The organism is uncultured Brevundimonas sp. (assembly GCF_937870815.1).
In the GTDB taxonomy this organism is placed as follows: Bacteria; Pseudomonadota; Alphaproteobacteria; order Caulobacterales; family Caulobacteraceae; genus Brevundimonas.
Map to the genome: position 1 here is coordinate 26609 of NZ_CALMZS010000209.1, position 11361 is coordinate 37969.

An 11361-nucleotide genomic window follows, 5' to 3' on the forward strand; every position below is an offset into this window, starting at 1 on the left:
ACAAAGGACACCAAGAAGGCACAATGGACACGAAGGGGCCTGTGCGCCTGGCCGCGCGCAGCGCCTTTTCTCTGGCAAGGCAGAAATAATGCCTGCGGCGCCTCGCGCTCGGTCTCCTGGTGTCCTTCGTGCCCCTGGTGTCCTTTGTGATGAACCAGCACTGTCTCAGAGTAGCCCGCACGGTTGCGCCGCTCCGGACCGCCCGCCTATAAGCGCCCCGACCTTCCTCCCCCATCGGCGGCGCCTCTCCATGAACATCCACGAATACCAGGCCAAACAGGTCCTGAAGGGCTTCGGCGCACCGGTCGCCGAGGGCGTCGCCATCACCCGCGCCGACCAGGCCGAGGCCGCCGCCCGCCAACTGCCCGGGCCCCTGTATGTGGTGAAGTCGCAGATCCACGCGGGCGGACGCGGCAAGGGCAGGTTCAAGGAACTGGGCCCCGACGCCAAGGGCGGCGTCCGCCTGGCCCGCTCGATCGAGGAGGTTGTCGCCAACGCCCGCGAGATGCTGGGCAATACGCTGGTCACCGCCCAGACCGGCCCGGCCGGCAAACAGGTCAACCGCCTCTATATCGAGGACGGCGCCGACATCGAGCGGGAACTGTACTGCTCGCTGCTGGTCGACCGCCAGTACGGCCGCATCGCCTTCGTGGTCTCGACCGAGGGCGGCATGGACATCGAGGCCGTCGCCCACGACACGCCGGAGAAGATCCAGACCATCGTCATCGACCCGGAAACGGGCGTCACCACCGCCGACGTGGCGAAGATCAACACGGCCCTGAAGCTGGACGGCGCGGCGGCCGAGGACGGCGAGACCCTGTTCCCGACCCTGTACCGGGCCTTCGTCGACAAGGACATGTCGATGCTGGAGATCAATCCGCTGATCGTCATGAAGGACGGCCGGCTGCGGGTGCTGGACGCCAAGGTCAGCTTCGACGGCAACGCCCTGTTCCGCCACGAGGACATCAGGGCGCTGCGCGACGAGACCGAGGAGGACGCCAAGGAGATCGAGGCCTCGCAGTGGGACCTCGCCTATGTGGCGCTGGACGGCGACATCGGCTGCATGGTCAACGGCGCCGGCCTGGCCATGGCGACGATGGACATCATCAAGCTGTACGGCGCCGAGCCGGCCAATTTCTGCGACGTCGGCGGCGGCGCCTCCAAGGAAAAGGTCGCGGCGGCCTTCAAGATCATCACCGCCGATCCGGCGGTGAAGGGCATCCTGGTCAACATCTTCGGCGGCATCATGCGCTGCGACGTCATCGCCGAGGGGGTGGTGGCGGCGGTCAAGGAAGTCGGGCTGAAGGTGCCGCTGGTCGTGCGCCTCGAAGGCACCAACGTCACCGAGGGCAAGCGCATCCTCAATGAGTCGGGCCTGGCCATCACCGCCGCCGACGACCTCGACGACGCGGCCCAGAAGATCGTCGCGGCGGTGGGGTGATGATTCTGGCGCTGCTGTCGGCGCTTCTGACGGGACAGACCGTCAGCGAGCCCGCACTACAGGCGTTCCAGCAAGGTTGTTTGGCGTCGGCGGGCGACGCGTCCCGCTTGGCCCGATACGCCGAGAAAGCTGGGTGGACATCACAGGAACCTGCTTTGCTCACGCCCATGTTTGAGGACGCCGATGCGGTGAGCGCTTTCACGTCCGATGGGATGACGATCCGGCTGGAATCGTTTGAGGCAGAGCGCGAATGGGTTGAAGTTCCTGCTTCAGGCGAGCAACTTGATCGGGTCCTACGCGGCCAACGTCGGCGCACTCCCATTGCGGAGGTGCTCCGCGAAGCTCCCGCCAGCGCGATCTGTATGGTGGACTTTGACCAGAGGACCGTCGATCTGGACCAACAGATCACTGAAATTCAGGTCGCGGAAAACTCCCTCGGAAGCTACCCCTCTGAAGGCGAGCGTCATACCCGTCGCTGGACCGTCGACCGCGAAAACGTTGTCGCTGTCCAACATGTGCGAGACGACTTGGGCCGAGATGTCCCCGGCACGGCTAGTTCTCTTGCTGTGACTTTCCTCCTTCCTCAGACCCCCGCGCCGAGCGCTCAACAATAACAGAGCCCGGACATGTCCATCCTCGTCGACAAGAACACCAAGGTCATCGTCCAGGGCCTGGCCGTGGGCGTTTTGCACTTGTCATCCTGTGTATTGGCGCGGCCTGATGCGGCAAGCTGAGGGCGGGCGGTCGTAGCGCGTTGTCATCCCGGACGCCGCGAAGCGGTGATCCGGGACGGCGTGCGCCCAGCGGCTGGACCTCCCGGAAATCGCGGCGCGATTGTCCGGGAGACAGGTGACCGTCAGGCTGTGTCCTGACCCGTCTCCCGGATAGCTGCTGACGCAGCTTCCGGGAGGATGAAGTTCTTGCGCTAAAGCGTCCCGGATCACCGCTTCGCGGCGTCCGGGATGACAAGGCGTCCGACCGATTTCGAATCGCCTTGCGCCCACTTCTGACACGGGTTGTGTGCTCCACATAACCCGTGTAGGTTTGCTCCGTGACCCGCAACCTGACCCTCGCCATCGACGACGCCCTGCTCGACAAGGTCCGGGTGCTGGCCGCCATGAAGCGGACCAGCGTCAATGAGATGGTGCGCGGTTTCCTGACCCGGATCGTGGAACAGGAAGTCGAGCATGACGAGGCGACCCAGGAATTGCTCAAGCTGATCGACGAGTCCGAAGGCGACATGGGCGACTGGCGCCCCACCCGGGAAGATGCGTACAGCGGGGAGCCCCGCTTTGATCGCTGGCGCTGAAGTCTTCCTCGACACCAACATTCTGATCTACGCGGCCCAGGGAGGCCGCGTCGCGCCCGAAAAGCGCGAGATCGCCCGCCGTATCATCCTGCAAGGCAACTATGGCACGTCAGGGCAGGTCCTGGCCGAGTTTTACTCGGTTGCAATCCGGAAGGGCGCGCGTCCACTGACGCCGGAGACGGCGGCCAAATGGGTTCGGACGCTGGCGAAAAAGCCCTGCCAGCCGATCGACCCCGCCCTCGTCCGGGCGGGCATCGACCTGTCACAGCGCTACCGGATTTCCTACTGGGACGCCGCCATCATCGCCGCCGCCGAACGGCTGGGCGCGCGCGTCGTCTATTCCGAAGACCTGAACCACGGCCAGACCTATGGGTCGGTCCGCGTCGAAAATCCCTTCCTCCCCGCCTGAGAAAAGAGCGTCATGTCCATCCTCGTCGACAAGAACACCAGGGTCATCGTCCAGGGCCTGACCGGCAAGACCGGCACCTTCCACACCGAACAGGCGCTGCGCTACTACGGCACCAGGATGGTCGGCGGCGTGCACCCGAACAAGGGCGGCGAACTGTGGCACGGGTCGGAGGGCGAGACCCTGCCGATCTACGCCACCGTCGCCGAGGCGAAGGCGGCCACCGGCGCCGACGCCAGTGTGATCTATGTGCCGCCCGCCGGCGCCGCCGACGCCATCCTCGAGGCCATCGAGGCCGAGGTGCCGTTCATCACCTGCATCACCGAGGGCATTCCGGTGCTGGACATGGTGCGGGTCAAGGCCCGGCTGGACCGGTCCAGGTCGCGGCTGCTGGGCCCCAACTGCCCGGGCGTCCTGACCCCGGAGGAGTGCAAGATCGGCATCATGCCGGGCTCGATCTTCAAGAAGGGCCATGTCGGCATCGTCTCGCGCTCGGGCACATTGACCTATGAGGCGGTGTTCCAGACCACCAACGAGGGCCTCGGCCAGACCACGGCGGTCGGCATCGGCGGCGACCCGGTCAAGGGCACGGAGTTCATCGACGTGCTGGAGCTGTTCCTGGCCGACGACGAGACCCGGTCGATCGTCATGATCGGCGAGATCGGCGGCGGGGCCGAGGAGGACGCGGCCCAGTTCCTGATCGACGAGGCCAGGAAGGGCCGCAGCAAGCCGATGGTCGGCTTCATCGCCGGCCGCACCGCGCCCAAGGGCCGGACCATGGGCCACGCCGGGGCCGTGGTCTCGGGCGGCAAGGGCGACGCCGAGTCCAAGATCGCCGCCATGGAGGCCGCCGGCATCCGCGTCTCGCCCTCGCCGGCGCGGCTGGGCGCGACCCTGGTGGAGGTGCTGAAGGGCTGATTGTTCGGACCCCCCCTCCCTCCCGCCCTCCCCCAAAGGGAGAGGGGTTTTTTCAGTTTTCGCCCCCATTCGGTCATGACCCATAAGGAAACAGCGCCTATATCAGCGGCGCCGGCGGCACGCGGACCTGCGCGCGCCGCCCCAAGGGACGCGACGAGAACCATGGCGGACGATGCCGGTCGGCTGAACCAGGTCTTTGCCGAGACCAGCTTCCTGTATGGCGCCAACGCCTCGTTCATCGAGGACCTCCACGAGAAATGGGCCGCCGACCCGGCCTCGGTGCCGGTGGAATGGCGCGCCTTCTTCGACCAGCTGCACGACAAGGCCGAGACGGTGAAGGCCGCCGGGGCCGCGGGCGGCTGGGGCCGCTCGCCGGTGTCGGAGCCGACCGAGGAGGCGGCCGTGTTCGACGGCCGCTGGCCCGCCCCCGGGCCTGATCCGAAGACGGCCGGAGCGTCCGCCGGGACCGCGCCGGCGGCTCCGGTGTCCGCCGAGGCCATCCGCGCCGCCGCCCATGATTCGATCCGCGCCCTGATGCTGATCCGCAGCTATCGCGTGCGCGGCCACCTGCAGGCGACGCTGGATCCGCTGGGCATCGAGCAGCCGAACGAGAATCCCGAGCTGACGCCGGAATTCCATGGCTTCTCGGACGCCGACCTCGACCGGCCGATCTTCCTCGACGGCGTGCTGGGGCTGGAGACGGGCACCCTGCGCGAGGTGCTGGCCATCCTCAGGCGGACCTACTGCGGCCACATCGGCATCCAGTTCATGCACATCGCCGAGCCGGAGGAGAAGGCCTGGCTGCAGGCCCGTTTCGAGGGCGCGGACGCGTTCGAGCGCAACGCCTTCACCCGCGAGGGCAAGCTGGCCATCCTCAACAAGCTGATCGAGGCCGAGAGCTTCGAGCGCTTCCTGCACAAGCGCTTCCCGGGCACCAAGCGGTTCGGCCTCGACGGCGGCGAGGCCATGGTCCCGGCGCTGGAGCAGATCATCAAGCGCGGCGGCGCCCTGGGCGTCGACGAGATCGTGCTGGGCATGGCCCACCGCGGGCGGCTCAACACCCTGGCGGCGGTGATGGGCAAGCCCTACCGCGCCATCTTCCATGAATTCCAGGGCGGCTCGACCGTGCCCAGCGACATCGAGGGCTCGGGCGACGTCAAATACCACATGGGGGCGTCGTCGGACCGCGAGTTCGACGGCAACAGGGTCCATCTGTCGCTGACCGCCAACCCGTCGCACCTCGAGATCGTCAATCCGGTGGTGCTCGGCAAGGCGCGGGCGAAACAGGCCTTCGACATCCGCGAGGCCAACGCCGGCCAGCCGACCGAGCGGTGGGCGCTGGACCGGTCCAAGGTCGTGCCCCTGCTGATCCACGGCGACGCGGCCTTCGCCGGCCAGGGCGTGGTCGCCGAATGTTTCGCCCTGATGGGGCTGAAGGGCTACCGCACCGGCGGGACGCTGCATTTCGTCATCAACAACCAGATCGGCTTCACCACCAGCCCGCGCAACAGCCGCTCGAGCCCCTATCCGTCCGACGTGGCCCTGATGGTCCAGGCCCCGATCTTCCACGTCAACGGCGACGATCCGGAGGCGGTGGTGTTCGCCGCCAAGGTGGCCACCGAATTCCGGCAGAAATTCCACAAGGACGTGGTGGTGGACATGTTCTGCTACCGCCGCTTCGGCCACAACGAGGGCGACGACCCGACCTTCACCCAGCCGCTGATGTATTCGAAGATCCGCGCCCTGCCGTCGACGCGCGAGATCTACGCCGAGCGGCTGATCGCCGAGGGCGTGGTCGACCCGGCCGCGGTCGACGCCGAGATCGCCCGGTTCGAGGCCTTCCTCGAGGCCGAGTTCGAGGCGGGCAAGGTCTTCGAGGCGCAGAAGGCCGACTGGATGGACGGCCAGTGGCAGGGCATCGGCCAGCCCGACGGCGAGGAGCGCCGCGGCGACACCTGGGTGCCGGCGGCCCGGCTGGCCGACCTCGGCCACCGGCTGACCACCATCCCGAACCAGGTCGACATGCACAGGACGCTGAAGCGCGTCATGGACGGCCGCCGCGAGATGATCACGAGCGGCGAGAACATCGACTGGGCCACGGCCGAGAGCCTGGCCTTCGCCTCCCTGCTCGACGAGGGCTTTCCGGTGCGCCTGTCGGGCCAGGACTCGGTGCGCGGCACCTTCAGCCAGCGCCACTCGGGCATCGTCGACCAGACCACCGAGGCCCGCTACGTCCCGCTCAACAACCTGCGCGAGGGCCAGGCCGAGTTCGAGGTGATCGACTCCGCCCTGTCCGAAGAGGCGGTGCTGGGCTTCGAATACGGCTACGCCCTGACCGACCCCAACACCCTGGTGATGTGGGAGGCCCAGTTCGGCGACTTCGTCAACGGGGCCCAGGTGGTGATCGACCAGTTCATCACCTCGGGCGAGCGCAAATGGCTGCGCATGTGCGGCCTGACCATGCTGCTGCCGCACGGCTATGAGGGCCAGGGGCCGGAGCATTCGTCGGCGCGTCTGGAGCGGTTCCTGCAGCAGTGCGCCGAGGACAACATCCAGGTGGCCAACTGCACCACCCCGGCCAACTATTTCCACATCCTGCGCCGCCAGATGCACCGGCCGTTCCGCAAGCCGCTGATCATCATGACGCCCAAGTCGCTGCTGCGGCACAGGAAGGCGGTGTCGACCATCGCCGACATGGCCGAGGGTTCGTCCTTCCACCGCGTGCTGCACGACGACGCCCAGACCCGGCCCGAGGTGGCCGGGGTGAAGATCAGGGCCGACAGGGACATCCGCCGCGTCGTGCTGTGCTCGGGCAAGGTCTATTACGACCTGCTGGACCGGCGCGAGCGGGACGGGATCGACGACGTCTATCTGATGCGGCTGGAGCAGTTCTATCCGTGGCCGATGAAGTCGCTGATGACCGAGCTGGCCCGTTTCCCGAACGCCGAACTGGTCTGGTGCCAGGAAGAACCGAAGAACATGGGCGGCTGGACCTTCGTCGATCCGTGGCTGGAGCTGACGCTGGACAGGCTGGACGTGAAGGCCAAACGGGCCCGTTACGTCGGCCGCCCGGCCTCGGCCTCGACCGCCGCGGGCCTGATGAGCCGCCATCTGAAGGAACTCGACGCCTTCCTGACCGACGCCTTCGCCTGAATACGGAGGACACCCCATGTCGACCTGGCTTTATCGGCTGACCGTTCCACGCCAAACCTTTCCCGGCGACATCACCGAGGCGGAAGGCGCCATCATGGAACGGCACGGCGCCTACTGGAGCGAGTGGCTGGCCAGTGGTGCGGCGCTTGTTTTCGGACCCGTCGCCGATCCATCCGGCTTCTGGGGCCTGGCGGTGATCCAGGCGGAGGACGAGGCCGCGGCGCGCCGTCTGGCCGAGGGCGATCCGGCTATCGAGGCTCGCGCCGGTTTCGGCTATGACCTGTTCGAGATGCCCGGCGCCGTCAGCGCCATGACCACCAACGCCTGAAACCCCGTCCGAAAGTCTCCCATGGCCGACATCCTCACCCCCGCCCTCGGCGAATCCGTCACCGAGGCCACCATCGGCAAATGGACGAAGAAGGCCGGCGACGCCGTCAGGAGGGACGAGGTGCTGGTCGAGCTGGAGACCGACAAGGTCTCGCTGGAGGTGGTGTCGCCCGCCGACGGCGTGCTGGCCGAGATCAAATTCCCCGACGGCGGGACGGTGACGCCGGGCGCCGTGCTCGGCGTGGTGACCGAGGGCGCCGCCGCCGCGCCGGCGGCCGAGACGCCGAAGGCCGAAGCGCCCAGGATTGAAGCCAGGGCCGGGCCCGCACCGAAGGCCGAAGCCGCGCCCGCCGCTGAGCCGGCCCCCGCCGCCGCCGCCCCGGGCGGCTCCGTCGCGATCATGACCCCGGCCATGGGCGAGAGCGTCGCCGAGGGCACGATGGGGACCTGGCTGAAGAAGTCGGGCGATGCGGTCGCCAAGGACGAGCTGCTGGTCGAGATCGAGACCGACAAGGTGGCCGTCGAGGTCTCCGCCCCGGCCGCGGGCGTGCTGACCATCGACGCCGACGCGGGCGCGACGGTCACCCCCGGCCAGCAGATCGGCCGCATCGCCGCCTCGGGCGCCGGAGCCGCCCCGGCCACCAGCGCCGCTCCCGCGCCTTCGAAGGCCGAGCCGCACCTGTCGCCGGCGGTGCAGCGAGTGGTCAGCGAGAACAACCTCGATCCGAAGGCGATCGAGGCGACCGGGCCCAAGGGCAATATCACCAAGGGCGACGCCTTGGCCGCCATCGAGGCCGCGCCGAAGGCCGCCCCGGCCGCCGCCCCCGCCGCGGCCGCGCCGCGCGCCGACCAGCCGCGCGAGGAGCGGGTCCGGATGACCCGACTGCGCCAGACCATCGCCCGCCGTCTGAAGGAATCGCAGAACACCGCCGCCCAGCTGACCACCTTCAACGAGGTGGACATGACCAGCGTCATGGCCCTGCGCGCCCAGTACAAGGAGGCGTTCGAGAAGCGTCACGGCGTCAAGCTGGGCTTCATGAGCTTCTTCACCCGGGCCGTGGTGCAGGCCCTGCACGAGATTCCGGCGGTCAACGCCGAGATCGACGGCACGGACATCATCTACAAGAACCACTACGACATCGGCATCGCCGTCGGCACCGAGAAGGGGCTGGTGGTGCCGGTGCTGCGCGACGCCGACCAGCTGTCGCTGGCGGGCATCGAAAAGGGCATCGCGGCCCTCGGCAAGGCGGCCCGCGACGGCGAACTGACCCTCGACCAGCTGCAGGGCGGCACCTTCACCATCACCAACGGCGGCACCTACGGCTCGCTGATGTCGACGCCGATCCTGAACGCGCCGCAGTCCGGCATCCTCGGCATGCACAACATCGTCCAGCGGCCGATGGCGGTGAACGGCGAGGTCAAGATCCGGCCGATGATGTACCTGGCCCTCAGCTACGACCACCGCATCGTCGACGGCAAGGAGGCGGTGACCTTCCTGGTGCGGATCAAGGAGTTGCTGGAAGACCCGGCGCGGGCGCTGCTGGATTTGTAGACGGCCATCCCGTTCAGGCCTCCTGAGGATGTTGCTGAGCTTGCAAATCCGCGCCATGCTCGCGGCCATGAAGACGACCACCCAGGTGATCGACGACGGTGATGGGCAGATTGTCCTGATCCCTGCGGAATTCGCCTTCTCAGGCGAAGCCGTCCGCATTCGCCGTGAAGGTGACGCAGTAGTCCTAGAGCCGCTCGACACGGACGCGGAAGCTGCGCGCCCAGAGATCAGCCGAGATCGTGCTCTTTGACGACGACGAGGGAGCGGGGTGGCTGAACCTGATGTCGATCTTGGCAACATCCTCGCGGATCAACTGAACATTCCGCTCAGGATCGACTATGGGCGTAGCTTGTCCCGCGATATCGTCGTGGAAACCGTCTACGGTTGGACCTTCGATGCTCCCGAATTCGTAAGAGGACCTGACTCACTCACTGGCGAGCCACGAACCTTTCGTGTTGATCGCATTGACCGACTTCATGGGTGCGAACGATTCGACGACATCGCGTGGTTTCTCGGGCAGTTGATAAAGTCCAAGCTGGGGCTGGAGCTCAATCGCCCTCCCAAGAAGTTTCGCGTCAGCCAACCCGTTAGGCTTCAGATCATCGACCACGATGAAACCACTCGCTTCTACGTCGGGGAAGTCACGGGGGCCGATTTTCGATATCGCGAAACGGGCGCTTGCCTGACACTGGAGGTCAGCGGAAAGCCTGAAGACGGATCAAAGCGCCGATCTTCCTTCCGTTTGCATTTGGGCCCTGGGGGCTACGGGCGACAGCTCGTCGAGATTTGGGACCTCACAACAGGGGGAATCGTTCCTGACATCATGGCATGGCTCGACAGGAGAGGATCCTAAGGCGGGGTTCAATCGACACTCGACGAAGGTCTGGACGCCTTGTCATCCCGGACGCCGCGAAGCGGCGATCCGGGACGCTTGAATGCATGGACGGCTCCTCCCGGAAGCTGCGTCAGCAGCTATCCGGGAGACGGGTTCAGACGCAGCGTCGCGGCTGCCTGTCTCCCGGACAATCGCGCCGCGATTTCCGGGAGGCCAAAGCCGATTGGCGCATGCCGTCCCGGATCGCCGCTTCGCGGCGTCCGGGATGACAAGGGTGCAACGCTACAGCTTGGATATTGCTCACGGCCACTGCCCTATGATTGGCCTAGCGTCCGAGCGTCCCCAACACCTCGTCGGTATCCGCGCCCAGCGCCGGCGGCGGCCGGTCGTAGGCGACCGGCGTCACCGACAGCCGGATCGGCGAGGCCACGGTCCGCACCGGGGCGGGCAGGTCGGCCCGCGTCTGGGTCACCTCCAGCCCGCGGTGCTTGGCCTGCGGCTCGGCGAAGACCTGATCGACGGTGTTGACCGGGCCGCAGGGCACGCCCGCGGCTTCAAGCGCCGCCATCAGTCCGTGCATGGTCAGGCCGGCGGTCAGGGCCGACAGCTCGGCGGTCAGGGCGGCGCGATGTTCGATCCGCAGGGCGTTGGTCGTGAAGCGGGGATCGGCCCCCAGGCCCGGCGCGCCGAGCGCCTGGGCCAGGGCGCGGAACTGGGAGTCATTGCCGACCGCGATGACCACCCTACCATCCGTACACGGAAAGGGCTGGTAGGGGGCGAGGTTGGGGTGGGCGTTGCCCATCCGGGTCGGGACCCCGCCGGAGACGAAGAAATTGCTCGCCTGATTGGCCAGCATGGCCGCCTGGACGTCGAACAGGGCGATGTCGATATGCTGGCCCCGGCCCGTGGCCCGCGCATGCAGCAGGGCGGCGAGGATGGCGCTGGAGGCGTAGAGGCCGGTGAACAGGTCGACCACCGCGACCCCGACCTTCATCGGCTCGGCCCCGGGGGCGCCGTCCGGCTGGCCGGTGATCGACATCAGCCCGCCCATGGCCTGGATCATATAGTCGTAGCCGGCGCGGTGGGCGTCCGGTCCGTCCTGGCCGAAGCCGGTGATCGAGCAATAGACCAGCCTCGGATTGATCGCCGCCAGGGCGGCGTGGTCGAGGCCGTATTTGTTCAGCCCGCCGGTCCTGAAATTCTCGACGAGGACGTCGCAGGTATTCGTCAGTTCACGGATGATCCCGGCCCCCTCGGGCGTGGCGATGTCGAGCTCGACCGACTTCTTGCCCCGGTTGGCGCACAGGAAATAGGCCGCATCGCCCCTGGAGCCGTCGGCCCGGGTCGTGAACGGCGGCCCCCAGTGGCGGGTGTCGTCGCCGACGCCGGGCCGCTCGATCTTGATCACCTCGGCCCCGAG

Annotated in this window: 11 protein-coding genes; 10 read left to right on the top strand and 1 reads right to left on the bottom strand. The window is 67.4% G+C overall.

The genetic code is table 11. From position 1 onward, the window contains the following. Positions 1–250 precede the first annotated feature (250 nt). The 10 genes from sucC to Q0588_RS14205 all read left to right on the top strand — a co-directional run bounded on the left by sucC (position 251) and on the right by Q0588_RS14205 (position 9959). Positions 251–1441 (top strand): ADP-forming succinate--CoA ligase subunit beta, encoded by a 1191-nt coding sequence (gene sucC / locus Q0588_RS14160; protein ID WP_298747429.1) that lies wholly within the window; start codon positions 251–253, stop codon positions 1439–1441. Further along, a complete protein-coding gene (locus Q0588_RS14165; RefSeq protein ID WP_298747430.1) occupies positions 1441–2055 on the top strand; it encodes a hypothetical protein in 615 nt (204 codons plus the stop codon). Before sucC ends, Q0588_RS14165 begins: the two co-directional genes overlap by 1 nt. A gap of 437 nt (positions 2056–2492) precedes the next feature. After that, complete coding sequence (locus tag Q0588_RS14170) at positions 2493–2750, top strand: DUF6364 family protein (protein WP_298747433.1); 258 nt, start codon at positions 2493–2495, stop codon at positions 2748–2750. Then, positions 2734–3159, top strand: coding sequence for a PIN domain-containing protein (locus Q0588_RS14175; protein ID WP_298747436.1), 426 nt, complete (start codon positions 2734–2736; stop codon positions 3157–3159). Before Q0588_RS14170 ends, Q0588_RS14175 begins: the two co-directional genes overlap by 17 nt. 12 nt (positions 3160–3171) lie before the next feature. Next, positions 3172–4074 (top strand): succinate--CoA ligase subunit alpha, encoded by a 903-nt coding sequence (sucD, locus tag Q0588_RS14180; RefSeq protein ID WP_298747439.1) that lies wholly within the window; start codon positions 3172–3174, stop codon positions 4072–4074. A gap of 162 nt (positions 4075–4236) precedes the next feature. Beyond that, positions 4237–7227, top strand: a complete 2991-nt coding sequence (locus Q0588_RS14185; RefSeq protein ID WP_298747442.1) for a 2-oxoglutarate dehydrogenase E1 component — start codon at positions 4237–4239, stop codon at positions 7225–7227. Between the two features lie 16 nt (positions 7228–7243). Next, a complete protein-coding gene (locus Q0588_RS14190) occupies positions 7244–7555 on the top strand; it encodes a YciI family protein (RefSeq protein ID WP_298747445.1) in 312 nt (103 codons plus the stop codon). A 21-nt stretch (positions 7556–7576) separates the two neighbouring features. Then, the gene (odhB, locus tag Q0588_RS14195) at positions 7577–9106 is read left to right on the top strand and encodes a 2-oxoglutarate dehydrogenase complex dihydrolipoyllysine-residue succinyltransferase (protein WP_298747448.1); all 1530 of its coding nucleotides are present in this window, start codon (positions 7577–7579) and stop codon (positions 9104–9106) included. Positions 9107–9146: 40 nt separating this feature from the next. Next, positions 9147–9356, top strand: coding sequence for a hypothetical protein (locus Q0588_RS14200; RefSeq protein WP_298747451.1), 210 nt, complete (start codon positions 9147–9149; stop codon positions 9354–9356). An 18-nt stretch (positions 9357–9374) separates the two neighbouring features. Next, positions 9375–9959 carry a hypothetical protein gene (locus Q0588_RS14205; protein ID WP_298747453.1) on the top strand — a complete coding sequence of 195 codons (585 nt, stop codon included), beginning with the start codon at positions 9375–9377 and terminating at the stop codon, positions 9957–9959. Positions 9960–10266: 307 nt separating this feature from the next. Here Q0588_RS14205 and Q0588_RS14210 read toward each other — a convergent pair. Beyond that, the coding region (locus tag Q0588_RS14210) for a CaiB/BaiF CoA-transferase family protein (RefSeq protein WP_298747455.1) at positions 10267–11361 on the bottom strand (1095 nt) is incomplete at its 5' end.

What these genes read in the sequence shown, in the direction of transcription:
- sucD (WP_298747439.1), top strand. Translation starts at nt 3,172, where the DNA reads ATGTCCATCCTCGTCGACAAGAACACCAGGGTCATCGTCCAGGGCCTG.
- odhB (WP_298747448.1), top strand. Translation starts at nt 7,577, where the DNA reads ATGGCCGACATCCTCACCCCCGCCCTCGGCGAATCCGTCACCGAGGCC.
- Q0588_RS14185 (WP_298747442.1), top strand. Translation starts at nt 4,237, where the DNA reads ATGGCGGACGATGCCGGTCGGCTGAACCAGGTCTTTGCCGAGACCAGC.
- sucC (WP_298747429.1), top strand. Translation starts at nt 251, where the DNA reads ATGAACATCCACGAATACCAGGCCAAACAGGTCCTGAAGGGCTTCGGC.
- Q0588_RS14190 (WP_298747445.1), top strand. Translation starts at nt 7,244, where the DNA reads ATGTCGACCTGGCTTTATCGGCTGACCGTTCCACGCCAAACCTTTCCC.
- Q0588_RS14165 (WP_298747430.1), top strand. Translation starts at nt 1,441, where the DNA reads ATGATTCTGGCGCTGCTGTCGGCGCTTCTGACGGGACAGACCGTCAGC.